Source organism: Martinezella dioscoreae (assembly GCF_009176305.1).
In the GTDB taxonomy this organism is placed as follows: domain Bacteria; phylum Pseudomonadota; class Alphaproteobacteria; order Rhizobiales; family Rhizobiaceae; genus Rhizobium; species Rhizobium dioscoreae.
In genome coordinates this window covers 333,549-357,494 of record NZ_BLAJ01000005.1, presented here as the reverse complement: position 1 = coordinate 357,494, position 23,946 = coordinate 333,549, and the positions used below count along the sequence as shown (strand labels likewise).

The window sequence follows — 23,946 nt, the reverse complement described above, 5'->3', positions numbered from 1 at the left end:
GTTCCTCGCGACCCTATATTTCGAGAGAATGGATGCAATACCGGATGCAGGGACAGCTTTCCATGCCTAAGCAGGTAATGATTGTAGAAGACAACGAGCTCAATATGAAGCTCTTTCGCGATCTGATCGAAGCGTCCGGCTACACGACGATCCAGACCCGCAACGGCATGGAAGCGCTCGATCTCGCGCGCAAGCACCGTCCCGATCTGATCCTCATGGATATCCAGCTGCCGGAAGTTTCCGGTCTGGAGGTCACCAAATGGCTGAAGGAAGACGACGATCTTCACGTGATCCCTGTGATCGCGGTCACGGCCTTCGCCATGAAGGGCGATGAGGAGCGCATTCGCCAAGGTGGCTGCGAGGCCTATGTCTCGAAGCCGATTTCGGTACCGAAATTCATTGAGACCATAAAGACCTATCTGGGCGACGCCTGATGATGGGGAAGAGCTGATGACCGCACGCATCCTGGTAGTCGACGATATTCCGGCCAATGTGAAGCTTCTGGAAGCGCGGCTGCTTGCCGAATATTTCGAAGTGCTGACAGCCGAAGACGGCCTGAAGGCGCTCGCCATTTGCGCGGGCACGCAGGTCGATCTCATCCTCCTCGATATTATGATGCCCGGCATGGATGGTTTTGAGGTGTGCGAACGCCTGAAATCCGATCCCCGCACCGCCCATATACCCGTCGTAATGGTCACGGCGCTCGATCAGCCTGCCGACCGTGTGCGCGGCCTGAAGGCCGGTGCCGACGATTTCCTGACCAAGCCCGTCAACGACCTGCAGCTCATTTCGCGCGTCAAGAGCCTGCTTCGCTTGAAGACATTGAGCGATGAGCTGCATATGCGCAACGAGACTGCGCGCAATTTCGGTATTGACGATCTGATGCGGGCTGGCGACGGCCGCACCGAGGAAGCCGGCCAGGTACTGCTGGTCGATGGCCGCGCCAATTCGCAGGAGCGTATCATCCGCACGCTCAAGCCGATCGCCCAGGTCGTCGCAATGTCCGATCCGCAGGCCGCTCTGTTCGAGGCTGCTGAACGGGCGTTCGAACTGGTCATCGTCAATTCGAATTTCGACGACTACGACCCGCTGCGGCTCTGCTCGCAGCTTCGTTCGCTGGAGCGCACGCGTTTTCTGCCCGTGCTGCTGGTGACGGAGCAGGGCGCAGACGACATGATCGTCCGCGCGCTGGATCTCGGTGTCAACGACTATATCGTCCGGCCGATCGATCCGAACGAACTCGTCGCGCGCTGCCTCACTCAGATACGCCGCAAACGCTATAATGATCGCCTGCGCGCCAGCGTACAGCAGACGATCGAGCTTGCCGTCACCGATGCGCTCACCGGCCTGCATAACAGGCGCTATCTCGACAATCACCTCAAGGTGCTTTTCGACCGTTCCCTGGCGCGGGGCCGGCCGCTCTCGATATTGATTACCGATATCGATCGCTTCAAGACCGTCAACGACACCCATGGCCACGATGCCGGCGATGAAGTTCTCAAGGAATTTGCCGCGAGAATCCGTTCCACGGTACGCGGCGCAGATCTCGCATGCCGTTATGGGGGCGAGGAGTTCGTTGTGGTTATGCCGGATACGCCTGCCGATACGGCCGCCGCGGTCGCGGAACGACTACGCGCTGCGGTAGAAAATATGCCGGTGAAATTACGCGAAAACGGTGTTGCGCTTAACATCACCGCATCCTTCGGAATTTCGTGCCGTTTGGAGACGATCGAGACGCCGGAGCAGTTGATGAAGCAGGCGGACCTTGCGCTTTACGAGGCCAAAAGAGCAGGACGCAACAGGGTTGTAGCTTCAGCGGCCTAGGGATGAATGGCGGAGAAATGCGGCCGCCCATGAATATTGAGGGTATTTTTCAGGTTTTGAACAACAGTTCAAAATTTTTTGTTCTTTATCCTGCGCGCATCGTCGCATAGCCTTGTTTTAAAGAAACGCTGCATACTTATACTTTTGAATTCGCCAGATACCTTCGCTTTTCGGGTACTTTCGAAATATTCTTGTCTTATCGGCATATAGTTTTGTTTTGTTGGCGGCGTGTTGATGAGATGTCTGTTGAAAGTTGACCGATTAACTGAATGTAATTTGTATATTCAAATGCTCTTGAATATCTGTATTCGATCTTTTCTAACAAAGGAGGCACTATCACTTTATTCTTGATAGTTTCTTGAGTTAATTTCACTAAGACTATCGGACATTCCTTTCCACCAAAGTCATGAATTTTAACCATCCGAGCAGACAGGCATTTTTTATCATTAAGAATTTGTTGATTTTCTTTCGGTTTCGCGCGAATTTAGTCTCGTAGATGGACAACCCGCAAGGGTTCCGAGATACCCCATGATGCTCAGGTCCGCCGCATCTCCTGGGTCGTGGGGTCGGTCGGCTGGCAGGCAGAAAGATAACGGTTCCTCGTGCCGTTTTGCAGGCTAGCCGGCCCCCAATTTTATAACGCCGCTCTTCGTTCGTCGAAGGCGGCGTTTTTCTTTTCTGCCGACACGGCAGGCCATTGCTCCACGCGGGAGTTTTCTAACTGACGTCGCAAAATCGGACAACGATCGAGACGATGCCGCCAAAACAAAAAAGGCGCCAACCCGAGGATTTAGCACCTTTTTGTAACCTAAAGTTTAGGAAACTTACTTGATCTTCGTTTCCTTGAACTCGACATGCTTCTTAGCAATCGGGTCGTACTTCGTCTTCGTCATCTTGTCCGTCATCGTACGGCTGTTCTTCGTCGTGACGTAGAAGAAACCGGTGTCGGCCGTCGACAGCAGCTTGATCTTGATGGTGGTAGCCTTGGCCATGGTCGTCCTGCCTTTAATAAAAATGAACGCCGTGGACGGCCAGTGCGGAGGTCCACGGCGAATTCTGGCGCGAAAATACAAATCGCGCCCGAAAAGTCAACCTCTGTTGCCCATGAAAAGCAGGCGTATCCCCGAAAGCAGGACATAAAGGCCGAAGAAAAAGGCCACAGCCCAGGCAAAGCCGCTGGGATTGGCGAGATCCATGGCGGTACCGATCGTCGGCGGCCCTAGAACCATGCCGACGGCGTAACAGAAGACGAAGGCCGCGTTGGCCGCCACCAGATCGACGCCGGTCAGCCGCGTGCCCAGATGGCTGAGCCCGACCGTATACATGCCGGAAACGCAGCCTCCCCAGAAGAGCAGGATGATCGCGAGAATGATCCAGTTCGATGCGAGGGAGGGCAGCAGAAGCGCTCCGACAAGCCCGATCGTGGCCATGATCGACAGCAACGGCCGCTTGTCGCGCATGCGGTCGGCAAGCAGGCCGAGTGGAATCTGGAAGACGAAATTGCCGACGCCCATGACGGTCAGCAGCAGTGCGGCCTGTGATTCGTTGAAGCCGAGACGTGTCGCATAGCTGGTGAAGAGCGAGCCGCCGCCGACGGTGACCGCGCCGAACACGAAGACTGCGGCTGTCGCCGTTGGCACCAGGAAGATGTAGCGGACGAAGTGCAGCTCCGGCTTCTCGTCGACGATCGGGCTCTCGTTGCGGGCGATGAAGATCGGGATGGCAGCAGCCAGAATGATGCAGGCGCCGATGATGAAGGGCATCAAGCCTTCGCTGCCGACAACGGAAAAGAGCAGGGGGCCGGCCGCAAAACCGAGCGAGAACACGGTGGAGTAAAGCCCGAGCACGAAGCCGCGCTTCGAAGGCGGCGAAGCAGCATTGATCCAGAACTCCGACAGTATGAACAGCGTCGTCGTCGCCCCATGAAAGACGATGCGCAGCGGAAACCACAGCAGCAGATTTTCCGCATAATAGAAGCCGAGCGAGCTCAGTGCCGACAGGAAGACGGCCCAGATCATCGTTTGCACGACGCCGAAGCGGTGCGCGAGCTTGGTCGTGACGACCGCTGCCAGCATCGAAGCGACGCCCATCATCGCTGTATTGAGCCCGATCAGGCTTGAGGGAACGCCGCGTTTTTCGAGAATGATGCTCAGAAGCGGCAGGCCAAGGCCGATGGCGATGCCGACGGCGGATACGGACGCTATGGCTGCGACGAGCGAAGGCCAGTGAATTTCTTCGACATGGCCGGCCTTGTCGTTCGTCGGTTCAAGCATAAACTGATTCCTGGAGCATGAGACGGTCGAATCGATCCGGACGCGGAACATAGAAAGGCACGGCTCGGCCAAATTCAGGTGACGGGTCGGCTTTCATGAGATCGGTCAAACCCTCCGGAATGGTCCCCTTGACGCGGGGCATGTTCAGACAAGAAATGTTGCCGATGTCAAGCCGTTGCTGATTAACGAGCTCGCGCGAATGGCGAATATTGGTCGAATCGACGACGATTCCCGATAGAAGAGTGCGATGTGGCAAGACAACTTCGGCCATGGGCGCTGGCCGGCTGCGGGGGCGGGCACCTATCGTCACGAACGATCGTTCCCCTGATCCCATTCCTCCGGGCTGTCATCATGGCCGCCGAAGCCATGCATGCGCAGCGCCCATTGCAGGCCGATGACGCCACCCTTAATCGGCTGGATGATGGCAAGTGCCGCGATAATGGTGATCGGTGCCCAGATGGCGAGATACGCCCAGAGCGGCAGCTTGAAGGTCATATCAGTCAGCATGTAGCCGCCGACGATGAGGTGGCCGAGAACGAGGATCACCAGATAGGGCGGCAGGTCATCGGCGCGCTGGTGGGAAATATCTTCGTCGCAGACCGCGCAACGGTCGACAGGCTTCAGGAAGGCGCGAAAGAGCTTGCCGGTGCCGCAGCGCGGGCAGCGGTTCAGCATGCCGCGGGAAATCGACCGTCCGAGCGGACGTTCGCTCTCGTCTGAACCGCCGAAGCGGATGGGAGAGTCGGATGGGCTGCCCGTCATGAATACGCTTCCTCCGTGCCGGCAGCCGTTCTTTACCTGCGGCCGCGCGGCGGTCTCGTGCCCGGCGCCTTGCGGGCCAGGCTCTTGTTGCGGCGGGTCGCCTTGTGGAAGGAGCGCACCGCCGTCGGCATAGGCTTGCCGTCGCTCAGCATTTCGAAGCGCAGGGCTCCGGCAAGCGGCACGGCTTCCGCCAGTCTCACCGTCACATCGTCGCCGAGACGATAGCCGAGCCCCGTTCTTTCACCCGTCAGCGCCTGATGCGCCTCGTCATAAATGAAGTAATCGGTGCCGAGTGTAGATATAGGGATGAAACCGTCGGCGCCATACTCCGGCAGGGTGACAAAAAGTCCCGACTTGGTGACGCCGCCGACCCGGGCCTCAAATTCCGCGCCGACCTGACCGGCGAGGTGATGGGCGATCAGCCGGTCGACCGTCTCACGCTCTGCGGCCATGGCGCGGCGCTCGAAGGTCGAGATCTCAGCTGCGATATCGTCGAGCGACGCCTCTTCGTCCGGTGTGATCGCACCTTCGCCGAGGCCGAGCGAGCCGACGAGCGCACGATGCACGATCAAGTCGGCATAGCGACGGATGGGTGAGGTGAAGTGGGCGTATTTCATCAGGTTCAGGCCGAAATGCCCGATATTGTCGGGGCTGTAGATCGCCTGGCTCTGCGAGCGCAGCACCATCTCGTTGACCATGGTCTGATGCGCCGTACCCTCGGCTTTCGCCAAGATGCCGTTGAAACTGTTGGCGCGCACGTTGCCGCCCTTGGCAAGCGATATGCCGAGGGTGGCGAGGAATTCGCGCAGCACCTCCTGCTTAGCGAGCGTCGGGCCATCGTGGATACGATAGATCAGTACCTGCTTCCGCTTTTCCAGCGTCTCGGCAGCGGCGACATTCGCCTGGATCATCATCTCTTCGATGAGCTTGTGCGCATCGAGGCGCGGCGGCACGAAGACGCGATCGACGGTGCCGTCCGGCTTCAACAGGATCTTGCGCTCGGGCATGTCGAGCTCGAGCGGCTGGCGCCGGTCACGGCCCTTTTTAAGAATGTTGTAGGCGTGCCAGAGCGGCTTCAGGATCGGTTCCAGCATCGGACCGGTCTTGTCGTCGGGCTTGCCATCGATCGCCGCCTGCGCCTGCTGATAGGAAAGCTTGGCCGCGCTCTTCATCATGATGCGATGGAAGGTATGGCCGGCTTTGCGGCCTTCCTTGGAGAAGATCATTCGAACCGCGAGGGCAGGGCGATCGACGCCTTCCTTGAGCGAGCAAAGATCATTGGAGATGCGCTCGGGCAGCATCGGCACGACACGATCGGGGAAGTAGACCGAATTGCCCCGCTTCAGCGCCTCGCGGTCGAGCGGCGAGTTCGGACGCACATACCAGGAGACGTCGGCGATGGCGACGGTGACGATCACGCCGTCCGGATTGTCGGGCGAGGGATCCATTTCGGCGTAGACAGCGTCGTCATGGTCCTTGGCGTCGGCCGGGTCGATTGTTATCAGCGGCAGGTTGCGCCAATCCTCGCGATGGGACATGGTGGCCGGCTTTGCGGCATCGGCCTCCGCGATCACGGCGGGGGGGAAGACGTGTGGAATTCCGTGCGCGTGAATGGCGATCATCGAGATCGCCTTTTCCGAGGCGACGGAGCCGATGACCGACAGAACTTTGGCGCGCTGCAGGCCGAAGCGGCCGAGACGCGCCACTTCGACTTCGACCAGGTCGCCGTCTTTGGCGCCGCCGGTATAATCCGGGTCGATCACCATCTCCTCGCCGCGCCGTTCGATCGGCATCAGGCGGCCGCCGCCGCCAGGCGTTTCGCGGAAGACGCCCATGGAGGCGCCCTGCCGCTTGTCGATGACCTTGATGATGCGAGCCGTATAGGCTGGCCCGCCGCGATCGACGGCTGAGAAGATCTTCGCAAGAATGCGGTCGCCCATGCCGGCGACCGGCGCCTTGCCCTTGCCGTTGCGGCCGGCCGGCGAGGAAGACTGCTTGATCAACACGGCAGGCGCGACGCCATTTTCCTCAGCCCATTCGGCGGGACGGCCGATCAGCATGCCATCCTTGTCGCGGGTGGTGATGTCGAGCACGGCGATCGGTGGCAGCGCGCCGGGGCGGATGAGCGACTTGCGGCTCTTCTGCACCATGCCTTCTTCTTCGAGCTCGCGCAAAAGGTCCTTCAGCGCGACGCGGCTCTCACCCTTCAGGCCGAAGGCTTTGGCAAGCTCGCGCTTGGACGCCTGCTGCGGATGATCAGCGATAAAGCGCAGGATGACCTCGCGCGGCGGCAGAACGCCGTGCATGATGGCCATCATCGGCTCTGCACTCTCGCCCCGCTTGATCGCGCGACCAGACTTGCCGGGGCGTCGCTCCGACGATGAAATCTTGCCGCGCGGTTCTCTGCTCACTCTGCACTCTTCTTTTTCGCTGCCGTCTTGGCCGCAGGCTTCTTTGCAGCAGCCTTCGGCTTGGCGGTCGTTTTCGTCGCTTTTGCGCTGGCTGCCGCGGTCTTTGCCTTGGCGGGCGCCTTCTTGGTGGTGCCGCCGCTCTTGCCCGCCTTGGCAGCAATCAGAGCCAGAGCTTCCTCGACCGTGATCGCCTGCGGATCCGTGCCTTTCGGCAGCGTCGCATTGACCTTGCCCCAGTTGACATAGGGGCCGTACTTGCCGTCGCGAACGGTGATCGCGCCGCCGCCATACGGATGCTCGCCCAGTTCCTTCAGTGCTGCCGGTGTGCCGCCGCGTGCCTTGCCGCCAGCTGCCTTGCTCTGCTTTTCGGCAATCAGCGTCACCGCGCGGTTGAGACCGACGGTGAAGACGTCCTCGACGCTTTCGAGGTTGGCATAGCTGCCGTCATGCAGAAGGAAAGGCCCGTAGCGGCCGATGCCGGAAGAGATCATCTTGCCGGTTTCCGGATGCTTGCCGATATCGCGTGGCAGCGAGATCAGCGCCATCGCCTTCTCATAATCGATATCCTCGGGCTTCCAGCCGCGCGGCAGGGAGGCGCGCTTGGCGTCCTTGCCGTCGCCGCGCTGGATATAAGGACCGAAGCGGCCCGAACGCAGCGTCAGCTCTTCGCCCGTTACCGGATCGGCGCCGAGCGCCTTCGGCTCGTTTAGTCCGTTGGATTCGGCTTCCGCGCCGCCTTCCGACGAAAGCTGGCGGGTATAATTGCATTCCGGATAGTTCGAGCAGCCGACGAAGGCGCCGTATTTGCCGAGCTTCAGTGACAGGTTGCCCGTGCCACACACCTGGCAAATGCGCGGATCGCTGCCATCCTCCCGCTTCGGGAAGACGAGCGGTGCCAGCGCATCGTTCAGCGCATCGAGCACATTGGTGACGCGGAGTTCCTTGGTGTCCTCGATCTGGGCAAAGAAATCACGCCAGAAGTCGCGCAGCACGTCCTTCCAATTCAGCTCGCCAGCGGAGATGCGGTCGAGCTTCTCTTCGAGATCGGCCGTGAAATCATACTCCACATACTTGGTGAAGAAGCTTTCGAGGAAAGCCGTCACCAGCCGTCCCTTGGCCTGCGGCACCAGCTTGCGCTTGTCGATGGTCACATAATCGCGGTCACGCAGCGTTGCGAGCGTTGCCGCATAGGTGGAGGGGCGGCCGATGCCGAGCTCTTCCATCTTCTTGATCAGCGATGCTTCCGAATAGCGCGGCGGCGGTTCGGTGAAATGCTGGGTCGAGTTGATCTTCTGCTTGGCGAGGTTTTCGCGGGCATTGATTTCCGGCAGACGACCGCCTTCTTCGCTGTCGTCGCTCTGCTCGCCATCTTCCTTCTGATCGGTATAGGCGGCGATGAAGCCGTCGAAACGAATGACGGAGCCGACGGCGCGCAGGCCGGCCTTCTTGCCGGCGTTATCGGCCAGGATCTCGACGGTCGTGCGCTCGATTTCGGCCGAAGCCATCTGGCTGGCGATGCCGCGCTTCCAGATCAGGTCATAGAGCTTCAGCTGGTCGTCATCGAGGAATTTGCGGATGCGATCCGGCACGCGGTCGAAATCGGTCGGGCGGATCGCTTCGTGCGCTTCCTGGGCGTTTTTCGCCTTGGTGGAATAGAAGCGCGCCTTTTCCGGCAGGTAGCGGTCGCCGAACTGATTGGCGATGGCGCGGCGTGCCGCATCGATCGCTTCCGGGGCCATCTGCACGCCGTCGGTACGCATATAGGTGATGAGACCGACGGTCTCTCCGCCGATATCGACGCCCTCATAGAGCTTTTGCGCCACCTGCATGGTGCGCGAGGCCGAGAAACCGAGCTTGGAGGAGGCTGCCTGCTGCAGCGTCGAGGTGGTAAAGGGCGGGCTCGGATTGCGCTTGACCGGCTTCGCCTCGACCGTGTCGACGACATAGGAGGCGCCTTCGAGCAGGGCCTTTAGCTTGCCGGCCTCTTCGCCGTTGCCGATCGCGCGCGGCTGCAGGCGCTTGCCGTCGGCGGAGACCAGACGCGCTTCAAACTCGTCGCCGCGTGGCGTCTTCAGGATCGCCGAGAGGTTCCAGTATTCTTCCGAGATGAAGCGTTCGATCTCCGACTCGCGATCGCAGACGAGGCGAAGGGCGACGGACTGTACGCGACCAGCCGAACGGGCGCCTGGCAACTTGCGCCACAGGACCGGAGATAGATTGAAGCCGACGAGATAGTCAAGCGCGCGGCGGGCGAGATAGGCGTCCACCAGCGGCACGTCGATGTCGCGCGGCTCGGCCATGGCGTCGAGCACCGCCTTCTTGGTGATGGCATTGAAGACGACGCGCTTCACCGGCTTGCCGTTGATGACACGCTTCTTGTTCAGCACGTCGAGCACATGCCAGGAAATGGCTTCGCCCTCGCGATCCGGGTCGGTCGCGAGAATCAGGCCGTCGGAGGTTTTCAGTGCGTCGGCGATGTCCTTGATGCGCTTTTGTGAGGCGCCATCGACTTCCCACAGCATTTCGAAATCCTGATCCGGCAGCACCGAACCGTCTTTAGCGGGCAGGTCGCGCACATGGCCGAAGGATGCAAGAACCTTATATCCGGGTCCCAGATATTTATTGATTGTCTTGGCCTTGGCAGGCGATTCCACCACTACAACGTTCATCATCAAGTCTCTGAATACGAGGTCGCGCCGGTATAAGACGCGGGAGATACCGGGTTTTTCCGTCTTCCCGGCCTTCCGACATGGACAGGGAAATCGTCGCGGTCAAGAGGCTACTGCATAATTCCTTAAATCGGAATCGATTGAAGGCTAAAATTATGCAGCACCTTTAACGTGTTACAGCGACCTTTGCGCGTCATATGTGACGCGCGGCACTGTAATGCGATTTTTGCGCTTGGCGCGACGATGCGATGCTTAGAATCGGTATGCCCGTCACAGTTTTCAATCCAGCATGGAGATCGACACAAGTCCGCCGGGGTGCCGATGCAGCCGACCAGCCATGTCGAGTTCGAGAAGAACGGAGTGAACGGCAGATATCGATAAGCCGGTGTGGCGGACGATATCGTCGATCTCGACCGGCGTCGGCCCGAGTGTTTCGACGATATGGTCGCGCTCGGCGTGATCGGGCGGCGCGGAGAGCGGTCCGCTTCTTTCAACGGGCGGCGCGGCGGGGCGCGGGCGAAAGAGGTCCGGCTCGGCAAGCGGTCGCAACGCCTCAACGATATCGTCCGGTGACGTGACGATCATCGCGCCGTCTTTCAGCAGGCCGTTCGTCCCTTCGCAGCGAGGATCGAGCGGCGAGCCGGGAACTGCGAAGACAAGCCTGCCGAATTCTCCGGCAAGACGCGCTGTTATCAGCGAGCCGGATCGCGTTGCCGCCTCGACGACTACGACACCGAGCGATATGCCTGCGATAAGTCGATTGCGGCGCGGAAAATCGCGCGCCCGAGGCTCCCAGCCGAACGGCATCTCGCTCACGGCAAGTCCGTTACCGTCCCAGATATCGTTGAGCAGGCCGATATTCTCGGGTGGATAAGGCTGGTCCAGCCCGCCGGCCATGGCTGCGATCGTGCCGGTCGCGAGGCTGGCGCGGTGGGCGGCCGTATCAATGCCACGTGCCAGGCCCGAGACCACGGCATAGCCGGCCTCGCCACAGATGCGTGCGATCATGGCGGTGAATTTGACGCCGCTGATCGATGCATTTCGCGAGCCGACCATGCCGATGGCCGGGCGCGTCGCTGTCGGCACATTGCCTTTGACGGCCAGCAGCGGTGGAGCGCCATCGATCTCGCGAAGGGCAGGGGGATAGTCCGGTTCACCGATGCCGACGAAGCGCGCTCCGAAACGATGCGCTGCTTCCAGTTCTCGCAATGCATCCCGCTCGTCGGCGATGCGGATCGTGCGCGTCGAGCCGCCACGCTGCGAAAGCTCCGGCAGAGCGGCCAGAGCCGCTTCGGCCGAACCATAGTGATTGATGAGATCGCGGAAGGTGGAGGGACCGACATTGTCGGAGCGGATGAGCCTGAGCCAGGCGATCCTCTGTTTTTCGGTCAGCGCAACTCCCGTCCGTCTTGCGCTGCCTGTGTCCATTATCCCTTTGCTCCGATCTTGCCTTCCGTTCCCGCAGTCAGCCGGGCAATATTTGCCCTATGCTTATACCAGGAGATGACGGTCATCAGCGCCATGACAGCGGCGATCTTGTCGACGCCCAATATCCACAATACAACCGGGATGACAAGAGTTGCAACCAGTGCGGAAAGTGAGGAATAGCGCGTGGTAAAGGCGATCGCCAGCCAGACGATGGCGAAAATCAAAGCCATCAGCGGCGCGAGGCCGAGCAAGATGCCGAGATAGGTGGCGACACCCTTGCCGCCCTTGAAGCCGATCCAGACCGGGAAGATGTGGCCGATGAAGGCGGCGAAGCCGGCCAGCACGCCGGCATCCTCCCCGAAGAAATGCGCCGCGATCAGGACTGCTGCGGTACCCTTGAAGGCATCGAGCAGTAGGGTCGCGGCTGCAAGCCCCTTATTGCCAGTGCGCAGCACATTGGTTGCGCCGATATTGCCCGAACCGATATTGCGCACATCGCCAAGACCGGCCATGCGGGTCAGCAACAGGCCGAAGGGGATGGAGCCGAGCAGATAGCCGATGATGAGCGCGGCAAGCGCGGTCTGCAGGGTAAGCTGCCAAGTCCAGAAATCAGCCATCGCGTCTTATTCTCCGTAAACCCTGGCGCTTGCCTCAGAGACTGTGAACCAGCTTACCGGCGACATAGGTTGCAACCGCCCGGCCGCTCATTCTCGCATCCTCGAAGGGCGTATTCTTCGAGCGCGACAAAAGCATGTCTTTTGCGACAAGCCAAGGCTCGTCGAGATCGACGAGAGCGATATCCGCTTTAGCGCCGGGCTTCAGCGTACCAGCGGGGAGCCCGAAGATCTGCGCTGGCCGCGTGGAGAGCGCATCGACGAGCCGCATCAGGCTGACCTGACCGCTGTGATAGAGCCGGAGCGCCGCCGGAAGTAGGGTTTCGAGTCCAACGGCACCGTCTTCAGCCTCGCCGAACGGCAGACGTTTGGTATCGACATCCTGCGGATCATGCGAGGAGACGATGATGTCGATCGTGCCATCCGCCAACGCCTCGATCATGCCCGTGCGGTCATCCTCGGAGCGCAGCGGCGGATAGAGCTTGAAGAACGTCCGGTACTCGCCGATATCGTTCTCATTGAGCGCGAGATTGTTGATAGAGATGCCGCAGGTGACCTTGGCGCCGCGCGAGCGGGCGAGGCGGATGGCCTCTGCCGATTCCGGCACCGAAATCATCGCGGCATGGTAATGGCTGCGCGTCAGCGTCGCGATGCGAAGGTCGCGTTCCAGCGGGATCAGTTCGGCTTCTTTCGGGATGCCCGAAAGGCCAAGCCAGCTTGCAAGCAGGCCCTCATGCATGACGCCGTTTGCGCCGAGATATTTGTCGCGCGTTTCGCAGGAAATGACAGCGCCGAATTCACGCGCATAGGTCATGATGCGGCGCAGAACCTGGCTATCATGGACGCTGGAATGCGCATCGGTGAACACGACGGCTCCGGCTTCCCGCAGCAGGCCGATTTCCGTCATCTCCTCGCCGGCAAGCCCCTTGGTAAGGGCCGCTGCCGGATAGACATTGACGACGGCGGTATCGCGTGCCGTCTTCCGGACGAATTCGACCAGGGCGATATCGTCGATGACCGGATCCGTGTCCGGCATCATGATGAAGGAGGTGACGCCGCCCGCTGCTGCCGCACGGCTGGCGGACGCGATGGTTTCACGATGCTCGCCGCCGGGTTCGCCGACATGCACACGCGCGTCGACGAGGCCAGGAATGGCGACGAGGCCATTGCAATCGCGAACGGTCGCGCTTTTGGGAATGCCGTGGTTCTTCGCATTCTTGCCTGAGGCAACGATCACGCCGTCTTCGACGACGATGGCGCCGACTTCATCGAGATCGCGCGAGGGGTCGATGATGCGGACGTTCTGGAGGACGATCGAGTTGCTCATGCGCCCACTCCCTCGGTGCGGGGGCCTTGGTTCTGCGAAACGAGCAAGGTCTCCATCACGGCCATGCGCACGGCGACGCCCATCTCCACTTGTTCGGCGATGACGCTTTGCGGGCCGTCGGCCACTTCGGAGGCGATTTCCACCCCGCGGTTCATTGGACCGGGATGCATGACGAGCGCATCTTCCTTGGCGGCCTTGAGGGTTTCGGCGTCGAGCCCGTAGAAGTGATAATATTCACGCACCGAGGGCACGAAGGCGCCTGACATGCGCTCGCGCTGCAGTCGCAGCATCATGACGACATCGGCATCCTTCAGCCCTTCTTTCATCGAGTGGAAGACTTCCACGCCCATGTCGGCGATGCCTGCCGGCAGCAGTGTGGCGGGTGCGACGACGCGGACGCGCGCACCCATGGCGTTGAGAAGGAGGATGTTCGAGCGGGCCACGCGCGAATGCAGCACGTCGCCGCAGATCGCGACGATGATGCGCGAGAGCTTGCCCTTGGCGCGGCGGATCGTCAGCGCGTCGAGCAGGGCCTGGGTCGGATGCTCATGCTGGCCGTCGCCGGCGTTGACGACGGAGCAGGAGACTTTCTGCGCCAGAAGTGCTGCGGCACCCGCGCTCGAATGGCGGATGACAAGCACATCGGGTCGCATCGCATTCAGCGTCATCGCCGTATCGATCAGCGTCTCGCCTTTTTTGACCGAGGAATTGCCGACCGACATGTTCATCACATCGGCGCCGAGCCGTTTGCCGGCAAGCTCGAAGGAGGATTGCGTGCGCGTCGATGCTTCGAAGAAGAGATTGATCTGCGTCAACCCGCGAAGCGTCGACGTCTTTTTCTCGCGCTGGCGGCTGATCTTGACCGCCTCGTCAGCCTTGTCGAGAAGATAGGTAATATCCTGCTCGGTGAGGCCCTTGATGCCGATGAGGTGGCGGTGGGGAAAGAAGACCATGAACCTGCCCTCTGGATTTCGTCAGGCGGTCTATAAAGAGGGAGCGCCGATGGGGCAAGCGGCGGCGTGCGCCGAGGCTGCGTGTTCCCCATGCAATTTCGCCCGAATCCCGCTACAGGAGCTATGCCGGTGGGAGACGTAACTTCCAGTTTCCCTTTGCAACCTACTTGCTCTACAAGCGATTCATGACCCAACCGACCCGGACTGACGACCCCTTTGCCGACCTGAACCAGCCGAGCCTCTGGACCGGCATCAATGCCTATCGTTCCGATCCGCTGATCGTCGATCTCACCTCCGGCCTGCCGCGTTCGATCCGGGAAGAGCTGGAGCAGCATGGTCGTTTCGTCACCTCGCACGAGGCGCAGGAACTGGCGCGCATGGCGAACCAGGGCACGCCGCAGCTGCGCACCCATGGGCCGCGCGGCGAGCGTCTGGATGTCGTGGAATTCCATCCGGCCTGGCATGCGCTGATGCGCCGCTCCATGGCGATGGGCCTGCATTCCTCGATCTGGGATGCGCAGGCCGATCCGGAGGCGAAGGGTCACTCGCACAAGGTGCGCGCCGCTCGCTTCTATCTGACGGCTCAGCTCGAATGCGGCCACCTCTGCCCCCTGACGATGACCAGCGCCTCGGTTGCCGCCATGATGGCCTCGCCGGCGGTGCAGAAGGACTGGGCACCGAAGATCCTGTCGCGCAAATATGATTCGTCCAACAAGCCCGCCATGCAGAAGAGCGCCGTCACCATCGGTATGGGCATGACGGAAAAGCAGGGCGGCACGGATGTGCGCGCCAACAAGACAAGTGCCGACAAGGTCAGCGAAGGCATTTATCGCCTATCGGGCCACAAGTGGTTCATGTCGGCGCCGATGAGCGATGCCTTCATCATGCTCGCCCAGACCAAGGACGGCATGGGCTGCTTCCTGGTGCCGCGGCTGCTCGAGGATGGTTCGGCCAACGGCCTGCATTTCCAGCGGCTGAAGGACAAGCTCGGCAACCGATCGAATGCTTCGTCGGAAGTCGAGTTCACCGACACCTTCGGCTTCCTGCTCGGCGCGCCCGATGCGGGCATCCGCACGATCCTGGATATGGTGACGCTGACGCGGCTCGACTGCGCGCTGGCCTCCGCCGGCATCATGCGCGCCTCGCTCGCCGAAGCTGTGCATCATGCGCGCGGCCGCAGCGTCTTCGGTAAGATGCTGGTCAATCAGCCGATCATGACGCGCGTGCTCGCCGATATGGCACTCGATGTCGCCGCAGCAACCGCGCTCGCCTTTCGCCTGGCCGAGGCCTTCGACAAGGCAAGCGGCAGCAGCGAAGATGCCGCCTATGCGCGCGTCATGACGCCGGTTGCCAAATACTGGTGCTGCAAGATCGCGCCGGCGCTGATCTACGAAGCCATGGAGTGCATCGGCGGTAGCGGCTATATCGAGGAGCGCCCGATCGCCCGCCATTACCGTGAAGCCCCCGTTAACGCGATCTGGGAAGGCTCCGGCAATGTCATGGCGCTCGATGTCTTGCGCGTGTTGAACCGGGGCAGGGACCTGTTCGAGACTGTCTTTGCCGGCCTTGCCCGTGATCTCGGGCCTGCCGGCAAGAAGACCATCGATGTCCTGCGCGCCGCCATGGCGCTTTGCGAACAGGATGAGGGTGCCGCCCGCCTGCTGGTCGAGCAGATGGCGCTCGCGGCCGGTGCCGCCGAGCTTTATCGTCTGGGCGCCGGCAAGATCGCCGATGCCTTTATCGAAACTCGTCTCGCCGGTGGCTGGCGCGCCACCTACGGCATGCTCGATTCGCGCTTCGATGCCAGCTACATCGTCGATCTGCTGTATCCGCCGGCGACATAAAACCATGCTTTCGGCTGCGTAGCAGTATCCTTGATTGATGCGATACCAATATTTATTATCTATTGGTATCCGTAGGAGGGCTTCATGGCTCGCAATACATCCGTTTCGCTGGGAGATCATTTCAGCGCCTTCATCGAAGCGCAGATAAAGACAGGCCGGTATGGCTCTGCCAGTGATGTTGTTCGCGCAGGTTTGCGCCTGCTTGAAGAGCACGAGGTAAAGGTCAAGGCTCTGCAGGATGCGTTGATCGCCGGGGAAGAGTCCGGGGAGGTCGCTTCCTTCGATAACGCCGCATTCCTCAAGCGAATGCGCGCGACCTATGGTGAATAGGCTTCGCAAGTAAGGTCTTTCGCCTCTTGCGGTGGCGGATCTTGAGGGTATCTGACGATATACGGTCGAGAACTGGTCTGTAAGGCAGGCCGAGATTTACCATGCTGAAATCGTTGCAGCTTTCGAGGGGTTAGCGTCCGGGGAGAAAATTGGTCGCGCGACTGACATCCGTGACGGCTATTTCAAATATGCCGTAGGCTCTCACGTGATCTACTATCTTTTACGGGATGGCGAGGTCGCGATCATTCGCATATTGCACCGGCGAATGGATATCGGTCGGCATCTTTGAAGAGATGTCTGGCATCCGGAACGGCAGTGTGGTTTGGTCAACATTTCTAATCTGTGGATTCGCGCGATTTGACGGACAAGAGCCCTGATGACTTCATTGTTCGAGGCGATCCGGCTTGCTATTCACCGCTCGGTGACAGATTGGAGTCGAGTCGATGGCCGTCGCAAATACTGCCGTTAAAATCCCGGTGGAAATGCCTGTCGTGGAAAAGCGTGTGCGTAATCGTGCCGCGACGGAACAGGCAATCCTGGACGCCGCCAAACGGCTGCTGGCGGAGCAGGGGTTCCAGAATTTCGGTATCAATGCGGTGGCCCGCGGTGCCGGCTGCGACAAGCAGCTGATCTACCGCTATTACGGCGGCTTGAATGGCCTTGTGGAGGCCATCGGCACCGATCTCGGCAGCTGGGTCACCGATCGCATCCCCGACGATACCGGCGGCATGTTCCTTTTGACCTATGGCGATCTGATGGAGCGGCTTTCGATGCTGTTTCTCGATGCTTTGCGCGCCGATCCCCTCATGCGCCGCATCGTCGCCTGGGAAGTCTCCGAGAATAGCGAGCAGGTGCGCCGCCTGTCCGAGGCTCGATCCAAGGCGCTCGCCGGCTGGATCGAGCGCATGCGCGGCTCTCTCGTGCCTCCCAAGGGCGTCGATGCTCAGGCCGTCAATGCCATGATCTTTGCGGCCATCCAGCATATCGTCCTGGCTGCGGCCGTCAGCGAACAATGCGCCGGCCTTGTCTTGAAGAACGGCAAGGATTGGGAGAAGGCGGCGACGGCCTTGAAGCGGATCGTGCGCGGCGTTTACGGCTGATGCCAGCCGTCGGGCAGGGATATCCACAGGCTCGCTTCGCCATTAACCTTAACAAATGGTTTACATTGCGCCGCAGCGGTTAACTCGTCACTGTCGGAGAACGATTAGTTAACCATCAAGCGTGCGGCCATGGGGTTGAAACCCGCTAAATTAGCATTTCTCGTCACGGCGGCGATGTTCTTCGCCGTCCTTGCACTAGATATAACGCTGCCCGCGATGGTGTTGAGCGCCATGGCGCTGTCGAACTGGCTTGTCCTTTCGGCTGGCACGACGCAATTTCAGCGTCGAAGGGGTACCGCATGAAGTGGTTGTTGATTTGCTGGGCCGGACCGGTCTCGTTTCTCGGGGCATGGTATTACCTGTCGTATTACGACATGAGCTTCGGCATCTTCATGCTGACGCGGCAGATGCATGACCTGGTCTTCGATATCTACGGCAAGATCCTCGGCATTCCACCCGAGACCATTCCGCCGCTGGTGGCGCGCGCCATCGCTTTCGACAGCTTTCTGGTCTTCGCGATCTACGGCTTTCGCCGACGGGCAGCCATCATCGGATGGTGGAAGCGCCGTCAGGAGGCGTCCGAATCGGGCAAGGCGGCCCTGCCGAGCGCCGATAGCCTGTCCAAGGCTCCCTGAAGAATGAAGCTTGCCGCCGCCGAGTCGATGCGCTCGGCGCGCTTGGCCCGCGAGACGTCCATTTCCAGCAGCGCCCGTTCGGCGGCAACGGTCGAAAGCCGCTCGTCCCAGAAGACGAAGGGAAGGGCGGTCTTTTCCGACATGCTGTGCACGAAGGCGCGTGTCGCCTGCGCGCGCGGTCCGGCAGAGCCATCCATGTTCATCGGGAGTCCTATGACGAAGGCCGCCACCTTTTCCTTCTCGGCGAAGGTGAGCAATGTTTCGGCATCCTGGGTGAATTTCACGCGCTTAATGACAGGGCGAGGCGTGGCGAAACGCCGCCCGAGATCCGACATGGCCAATCCAATTGTCTTTGTGCCGAGGTCGAGACCGGCAATCGGCTGACCGGGCAGGAGCATCACGGCTAGATCTTCGATGGTCAGCGTCGTCATCAGGGTACTGCTCCTGTCAAAACAAATTGAAGTCCTAACCGCTTTTCTTTGTTGCGGTTTGAGATATCTCCTAGACACCAGCTTCACATTTCAAATCAAGTCATAAGGAGAAATCCAATGAAGATCACCTGGCTCGGCCACTCCGCTTTTCGCATTGAAACGGCGACGGCAAAAATACTGATCGATCCATTTCTGTCTTACAATTCTTCCTTTGCGGCCGCCGGTCTCAACATCAAGGACGTTGCGCAGGGGGTGACTCATATCCTGCTGACGCATGGCCATGCAGATCATGTCGGTGACACGGTTCAGATCGCCAAGGATACTGGCGCCGTCGTTCTCGCCAATGCCGATCTCGCCTCCTGGCTCGGCACCAAGGGCGTCGAGAAGCTGGAAATGGGTAATACCGGCGGCACGGTCGGCCTCGGCGGCTTCTCGGCCACCTTTACCAATGCGCTGCACTCCTCCGCCCAGATCACCGAAGACGGCGTTTCCCATGCGCTCGGCAATCCGAACGGCCTGATGCTGCATTTCGATGACGAGCCGACGCTGTTCCATATGGGTGATACGGATATCTTCTCGGATATGGCGCTGATCAATGAACTGCATCAGCCCGATATCGGCATCCTGCCGATCGGCGACCGTTTTACGATGGGCGGCGCGGTGGCAGCACTTGCCTGCCAGCGCTTCTTCAACTTCAAGACGGCCATTCCCTGCCACTACGGCACCTTCCCGATCATCGACCAGACCCCGGAAAAGTTCGTAGCCGGCATGGAAGGCTCGAAGACTGCGGTTGCCGCGCCGAAGGTGGGCGAGAGCGTTTCTGCCTGACGATACCCGTTGCGTATGGCGGGCATGGCCTTTATAGCGTGAAGCAAATCCACTTTCGGTGGATAATCTTGCTATCCGGAGAATGCCATGTCCGTCGATCTCGCCACTGTCAAACGCGTCGCCCATCTTGCCCGCATCGCCGTCAATGAAGACGAAGCGCAGCGGATGATGGGTGAGCTTAACGGCATTCTTGGCTTCGTCGAGCAGCTCTCCGAAGTGAATGTCGATGGCGTCGAAGCCATGACCTCGGTAACCCCGATGGCGATGAAGAAGCGTACCGACGAAGTCACCGACGGCAACAAGGCTGCCGACATCGTCGCCAATGCGCCGAATACCGATCAGAATTTCTTCCTGGTGCCCAAAGTCGTCGAATAACGGTTCTTTCGAGCCTTTCCGACCCGTTGCCCAATTCCAGATCTGAAGCGAAACAAAATGAGCGAACTGACCAGCCTGACCATTGCCGAAGCCCGCGACAAGCTGCGCGCCAAGCAGATTACCGCCACCGAACTGACCGAGGCCTATATCTCGGCGATCGATGCAGCCAATGGCCAGCTCAATGCCTATATCGCTGTCACGCCCGACAAGGCGCGCGAGATGGCCAAGGCCTCGGATGCGCGTCTTGCCGCCGGCAAGGCCGGTACGCTCGAAGGCATTCCGCTTGGCATCAAGGACCTGTTCGGCACCGAGGGCATCCACACCCAGGCCTGCAGCCACATTCTTGATGGCTTCAAGCCGCGCTATGAATCGACCGTCACGCAGAACCTCTGGAACGACGGCGCCGTCATGCTCGGCAAGCTCAACATGGACGAGTTCGCCATGGGCTCCTCCAACGAGAGCTCCTATTACGGCCCGGTGATCAACCCCTGGCGTGCCGAGGGTTCGAACCAGCAGCTGGTTCCAGGCGGCTCGTCCGGCGGTTCGGCCGCAGCCGTTGCAGCGCATCTCTGCGCCGGCGCAACGGCCACGGATACGGGTGGCTCCATTCGCCAGCCGGCAGCCTTCACCGGCACCGTCGGCATCAAGCCGACCTATGGCCGCTGCTCGCGCTGGGGCATCGTCGCCTTCGCCTCGTCGCTCGACCAGGCCGGCCCGATCGCCCGCGACGTGCGCGATGCCGCCATCCTTTTGAAGTCGATGGCAAGCGTCGATGCGAAAGATACGACCTCCGTCGACCTGCCGGTGCCGGATTATGAAGCCTCGCTCGGCCAGTCGCTGAAGGGCATGAAGATCGGCATTCCGAACGAATATCGCGTCGATGGCATGCCGGAAGAGATCGAAGCGCTCTGGCAGCAGGGTATCGCCTGGCTGAAGGATGCCGGCGCCGAGATCGTCAACATCTCCCTGCCGCACACGAAATATGCGTTGCCGGCTTACTATATCGTCGCCCCTGCCGAGGCATCCTCGAACCTCGCCCGCTACGACGGCGTCCGCTACGGCCTGCGCGTCGACGGCAAGGACATCGTCGACATGTATGAAAAGACGCGCGCTGCCGGCTTCGGCCAGGAAGTGAAGCGCCGCATCATGATCGGCACCTATGTTCTGTCGGCCGGTTACTACGACGCCTATTACCTGCGCGCGCAGAAGGTCCGCACGCTGATCAAGCGCGATTTCGAGCTGGCCTTCAACGCCGGCGTCGACGCGATCCTCACTCCCGCCACGCCATCCTCGGCCTTCGGCATCGCCGACGAGGACCTGGCTTCGGATCCGGTGAAGATGTACCTGAACGATATCTTCACGGTGACGGTCAACATGGCCGGCCTGCCGGGCATCGCCGTCCCCGCCGGCCTCGACCCGAGGGGCCTGCCGCTCGGCCTGCAGCTCATCGGCAAGCCGTTCGAAGAAGAAACCCTCTTCAAGACCGCCCACGTCATCGAACAGGCCGCCGGCAAGTTCACGCCTGCGAAGTGGTGGTAAGCGCTACACTCGCACAAGCGGGCTTGATGAACGATCTCGTCAAGCTTCGCGGAGTTTAAAGCCAATAGAAAAAGGGCCGTCCGGATATCCGGACGGCCCTTTTTGCATGTGCCAATATTCCGCCCGCGCGCCATCACACTTTGGACCGAAATACGATCATAAATTGCAGCCGGCCGCTTGGTCTCGTCCTCTGCAACCGAATCGGAAGGTCTCTTCATGCTCAAGCAAGTCTCGGCGATCCTGCTCCTCAGCGCGTCCTTTCCAGCGATCGCGCTGGCGGCCGACAATGGGGCCATTCGATCCATTACCCTGTCCTCGGGCGGCCTGGCCCAGGTCTCGCGATCAGCCGATATTAATAGCGACGGCGTGATCCGGATCGAGGTTCCCCTCGATCAGGTCGATGACATCCTGAAGAGCCTTGTGGTCGATGGAGCTGCAGGCTCGGTGGCCGGCATGTCGCTGGCGGGGCCGCGGCCATTGCAGGAGACCTTCAAGGGCCTGCCGTTCACGCCCGAAGCGCTTTCGTCCGTACCGTCGCTTTTGACATCGATGCAGGGCGCAAGGGTGTCCGTCACCAGTGGTGGAAAGACCGTCGAGGGAAGCATTCTTGGCATTGAGACGAGAAAAACCGACGAGAAGGCCCCGACTTACCTGCTGACTGTAATCGACAAGGATGGAGCGGTGGAGACGCTGACACTTGGTGAAGATGCCTCCGTCCGGTTTGACGACCCCGACACGAGAGCAAGGCTCGCCAAAGCAGCAGCAGCCATCTCCCGCGGCAAGAACGATCGCACGCGTGCCATCGATATCAAGGTGAACGGTGTGAAGGACGGCAGCGCCGTCGGCCTGACTTATGTCGTGCCGTCTCCGATCTGGAAAACGGCTTACAAGGTTGTGATCGACGAAAAGAATAGGGCGCGCCTGCAGGCATGGACGGTGCTGGAAAACGCCAGCGGCGAGGACTGGAAGGGCATCAAGCTGACGCTGACCTCGGCCGAGCCGGTGACGCTGAAGCAGGGCCTGCACCAGCTTTATTGGAGAGAGCGGCAGGAAGTGCCTGTCAACACGGCGTCGAACAATGTCCCCGATCCCGATAGCGGCGATCTGTCCAACAGGCGGCGTCTGGCATCGGGCGCCGCGGCGCCTGCACCGGCAGGGGCAATGCAGTACGCGGCCAAAAGGGCAGCGGATGCGCCGGCCTATGAAGCCGACGAATTGGCGCGGCCGGCAGAGCCGATGCAGGTTGCTGCCGGAAACCGGGCGGCCGTGACCGAAAGCGATATCTCCGCCACCTTCGAACTTCCGGAAGCTTACGATCTGGCCAATGGCGATACCTTGTCGGTGCCGATCATGGATGCGGAGGTGGAGGCCGATATGGTGGATATGTATCGGGCCGGCAGTGCCTATCGGAATCCTATCGCTGCCGTGATGCTGAAGAACACCACCGGGGTCAGCATGCCGGCGGGAATTCTGACCCTCTACGATAGCAAGACCGGCTATATCGGCGACTCCCAGCTATCGGCGTTGCCGAAGGACGACACGCGCCTCGCCAGCTTTGCAACCGATCGCAAGGTAACGATCAGCGAACAGCAGACGCCGACGGAGGAGATTGCCTCGCTGAAGGTTGCCGATGGCGTGATGAACGCCACCGTCAAATATCGTCAGACGACGACATACACTGTGTCAGGCGCGCTTGACGGCGAAAGGACCGTCATCATCGAGCATCCGATCCGGGACGGCTGGTCGTTTTCTTCGGCTGAGAGCTTCGGCAAGACCGCAACGCACCAGCGGCTCAAGGTGGTCGTGCACGCAGGCGCGGAAAAGACGTTGACGGCGGTCGACGAGCAGCTTCAGAGCAACAGCTACGCTCTGGTCGATGTCGAGCCGGACATGCTGCTGGGATGGTCGGCCTCGACCAATGACAAGGCACTGACGGACAAGCTCGCAAATCTCGCCGATGCGCGCAAAAGACATGTCGCCATCCAGAACGAACTGGCGAGCCTCGATAGCGAAATCGAGAAAACCGTCAACGAGCAGGAGCGGATAAGACGCAATCTCGGCGCCGTTCCTGACAATAGCGATCTGAAGAAGCGCTATTTGAAGGCTCTGGCGGACAGCGAGGACCAAATTTCCTCGATGAACGAAAGGCGCGATACGGTGCAGCAGGAAAGCGATCGTCGCGGCGACAAGGTGACTGACATCATCAGAACATTCTGATCGCCACGTCGGCAGCAGTTATTGCCGAGAGCCGCCTTGTCGGGCGGCTCTCGTCTTTGTTTTATCGATTGTCCAGCTGCGCCCTCACCAGCTTCAGCCCCTTTTCCGTGATCCGGTAGGGTTGGCCGTCGGTGGACCGGATGGCCTTCAGACGTCGGAGCCTGCGAAAGAGTTCAAGACTAAAATCGGGATAGAGCCAGCCATCCCGTGTGTAGCAGCTGGCGGTCTCGATTTTCTTTTTTTCGGTGCGTTCGAGTTCGATGCGCCCGCCCTGAGCGAGCAGGTGGAGAATGCGCTGTTCCGCGCGTGAAATATCCATTGGAGTCAGAATCCGTAATGCGCCATTGGGCGCAACAAAACGATCCGAAGCTTCCCTTGAGGGAGGT

Annotated in this window: 22 protein-coding genes and 1 pseudogene; 11 read left to right on the top strand and 12 right to left on the bottom strand. The window is 60.4% G+C overall.

The annotated features are described in order from the left end of the window. Window positions 1-62 precede the first annotated feature (62 nt). Together GDN47_RS22595 and GDN47_RS22590 are read left to right on the top strand one after the other, a co-directional pair. Window positions 63-434 carry a response regulator gene (locus GDN47_RS22595; protein WP_028754034.1) on the top strand — a complete coding sequence of 124 codons (372 nt, stop codon included), beginning with the start codon at window positions 63-65 and terminating at the stop codon, window positions 432-434. Window positions 435-450: 16 nt separating this feature from the next. Further along, window positions 451-1,824 carry a PleD family two-component system response regulator gene (locus GDN47_RS22590; RefSeq protein WP_113328961.1) on the top strand — a complete coding sequence of 458 codons (1,374 nt, stop codon included), beginning with the start codon at window positions 451-453 and terminating at the stop codon, window positions 1,822-1,824. A gap of 824 nt (window positions 1,825-2,648) precedes the next feature. Here the strand turns inward: GDN47_RS22590 and rpmG are convergent. The 10 genes from rpmG to GDN47_RS22540 form a co-directional block, all read right to left on the bottom strand. Further along, on the bottom strand, window positions 2,649-2,816 hold the full coding sequence (rpmG, locus tag GDN47_RS22585; RefSeq protein ID WP_003587245.1) for a 50S ribosomal protein L33: 168 nt from the start codon (window positions 2,814-2,816) through the stop codon (window positions 2,649-2,651). Window positions 2,817-2,912: 96 nt separating this feature from the next. Next, window positions 2,913-4,097 (bottom strand): MFS transporter, encoded by a 1,185-nt coding sequence (locus GDN47_RS22580; protein WP_069614950.1) that lies wholly within the window; start codon window positions 4,095-4,097, stop codon window positions 2,913-2,915. Next, window positions 4,090-4,368, bottom strand: coding sequence for a hypothetical protein (locus GDN47_RS22575; RefSeq protein ID WP_113328959.1), 279 nt, complete (start codon window positions 4,366-4,368; stop codon window positions 4,090-4,092). Before GDN47_RS22575 ends, GDN47_RS22580 begins: the two co-directional genes overlap by 8 nt. Before the next feature lie 35 nt (window positions 4,369-4,403). Then, window positions 4,404-4,859 carry a DUF983 domain-containing protein gene (locus tag GDN47_RS22570; RefSeq protein WP_152094292.1) on the bottom strand — a complete coding sequence of 152 codons (456 nt, stop codon included), beginning with the start codon at window positions 4,857-4,859 and terminating at the stop codon, window positions 4,404-4,406. 32 nt (window positions 4,860-4,891) lie between these two features. Continuing rightward, window positions 4,892-7,174, bottom strand: coding sequence for a ribonuclease R (rnr, locus tag GDN47_RS22565; protein ID WP_371865528.1), 2,283 nt, complete (start codon window positions 7,172-7,174; stop codon window positions 4,892-4,894). Window positions 7,175-7,266: 92 nt separating this feature from the next. Beyond that, on the bottom strand, window positions 7,267-9,939 hold the full coding sequence (topA, locus tag GDN47_RS22560; RefSeq protein WP_152094319.1) for a type I DNA topoisomerase: 2,673 nt from the start codon (window positions 9,937-9,939) through the stop codon (window positions 7,267-7,269). A gap of 279 nt (window positions 9,940-10,218) precedes the next feature. Further along, the gene (gene dprA, locus GDN47_RS22555; RefSeq protein WP_152094290.1) at window positions 10,219-11,367 is read right to left on the bottom strand and encodes a DNA-processing protein DprA; all 1,149 of its coding nucleotides are present in this window, start codon (window positions 11,365-11,367) and stop codon (window positions 10,219-10,221) included. Further along, complete coding sequence (plsY, locus tag GDN47_RS22550) at window positions 11,367-11,984, bottom strand: glycerol-3-phosphate 1-O-acyltransferase PlsY (RefSeq protein WP_113328955.1); 618 nt, start codon at window positions 11,982-11,984, stop codon at window positions 11,367-11,369. Before plsY ends, dprA begins: the two co-directional genes overlap by 1 nt. A 34-nt stretch (window positions 11,985-12,018) precedes the next feature. Beyond that, window positions 12,019-13,308, bottom strand: coding sequence for a dihydroorotase (locus GDN47_RS22545; RefSeq protein WP_152094289.1), 1,290 nt, complete (start codon window positions 13,306-13,308; stop codon window positions 12,019-12,021). Next, complete coding sequence (locus GDN47_RS22540; RefSeq protein WP_069614943.1) at window positions 13,305-14,261, bottom strand: aspartate carbamoyltransferase catalytic subunit; 957 nt, start codon at window positions 14,259-14,261, stop codon at window positions 13,305-13,307. Before GDN47_RS22540 ends, GDN47_RS22545 begins: the two co-directional genes overlap by 4 nt. Window positions 14,262-14,446: 185 nt before the next feature. On the opposite strand from GDN47_RS22540, the gene GDN47_RS22535 reads away from it, so the two are divergent. The 5 genes and pseudogenes from GDN47_RS22535 to GDN47_RS22515 all read left to right on the top strand — a co-directional run bounded on the left by GDN47_RS22535 (window position 14,447) and on the right by GDN47_RS22515 (window position 18,170). Next, window positions 14,447-16,105 carry an acyl-CoA dehydrogenase family protein gene (locus GDN47_RS22535; RefSeq protein ID WP_145320363.1) on the top strand — a complete coding sequence of 553 codons (1,659 nt, stop codon included), beginning with the start codon at window positions 14,447-14,449 and terminating at the stop codon, window positions 16,103-16,105. Window positions 16,106-16,189: 84 nt separating this feature from the next. Beyond that, a complete protein-coding gene (locus GDN47_RS22530) occupies window positions 16,190-16,435 on the top strand; it encodes a type II toxin-antitoxin system ParD family antitoxin (protein ID WP_152094288.1) in 246 nt (81 codons plus the stop codon). Between the two features lie 67 nt (window positions 16,436-16,502). Next, window positions 16,503-16,724, top strand: a pseudogene (locus GDN47_RS22525) (type II toxin-antitoxin system RelE/ParE family toxin); the annotation flags it as partial. A gap of 154 nt (window positions 16,725-16,878) precedes the next feature. Then, window positions 16,879-17,535 carry a TetR/AcrR family transcriptional regulator gene (locus tag GDN47_RS22520; protein WP_152094287.1) on the top strand — a complete coding sequence of 219 codons (657 nt, stop codon included), beginning with the start codon at window positions 16,879-16,881 and terminating at the stop codon, window positions 17,533-17,535. Window positions 17,536-17,834: 299 nt separating this feature from the next. Next, window positions 17,835-18,170: a DUF6105 family protein gene (locus GDN47_RS22515; protein WP_152094286.1), complete on the top strand. Its 336-nt coding sequence runs from the start codon at window positions 17,835-17,837 to the stop codon at window positions 18,168-18,170. Here GDN47_RS22515 and ruvX read toward each other — a convergent pair. After that, window positions 18,104-18,601 carry a Holliday junction resolvase RuvX gene (gene ruvX / locus GDN47_RS22510; protein ID WP_152094285.1) on the bottom strand — a complete coding sequence of 166 codons (498 nt, stop codon included), beginning with the start codon at window positions 18,599-18,601 and terminating at the stop codon, window positions 18,104-18,106. The genes GDN47_RS22515 and ruvX overlap by 67 nt on opposite strands. A gap of 117 nt (window positions 18,602-18,718) precedes the next feature. Between ruvX and GDN47_RS22505 the strand changes: the two genes are divergently transcribed. The 4 genes from GDN47_RS22505 (at window position 18,719) to GDN47_RS22490 (ending at window position 23,560) form a co-directional block, all read left to right on the top strand. Next, the gene (locus tag GDN47_RS22505) at window positions 18,719-19,429 is read left to right on the top strand and encodes a metal-dependent hydrolase (protein ID WP_113328949.1); all 711 of its coding nucleotides are present in this window, start codon (window positions 18,719-18,721) and stop codon (window positions 19,427-19,429) included. A gap of 87 nt (window positions 19,430-19,516) precedes the next feature. Next, window positions 19,517-19,804: an Asp-tRNA(Asn)/Glu-tRNA(Gln) amidotransferase subunit GatC gene (gene gatC / locus GDN47_RS22500; protein ID WP_015339557.1), complete on the top strand. Its 288-nt coding sequence runs from the start codon at window positions 19,517-19,519 to the stop codon at window positions 19,802-19,804. A 57-nt stretch (window positions 19,805-19,861) separates the two neighbouring features. Continuing rightward, a complete protein-coding gene (gene gatA / locus GDN47_RS22495; protein WP_152094284.1) occupies window positions 19,862-21,343 on the top strand; it encodes an Asp-tRNA(Asn)/Glu-tRNA(Gln) amidotransferase subunit GatA in 1,482 nt (493 codons plus the stop codon). Between the two features lie 216 nt (window positions 21,344-21,559). Then, window positions 21,560-23,560, top strand: a complete 2,001-nt coding sequence (locus tag GDN47_RS22490) for a DUF4139 domain-containing protein (RefSeq protein ID WP_152094283.1) — start codon at window positions 21,560-21,562, stop codon at window positions 23,558-23,560. Between the two features lie 61 nt (window positions 23,561-23,621). Here the strand turns inward: GDN47_RS22490 and GDN47_RS22485 are convergent, their stop codons facing one another. After that, entirely contained in the window at window positions 23,622-23,879 is a 258-nt protein-coding gene (locus GDN47_RS22485; protein WP_152094282.1) for a YjhX family toxin, read from the bottom strand. Window positions 23,880-23,946: the final 67 nt, after the last annotated feature.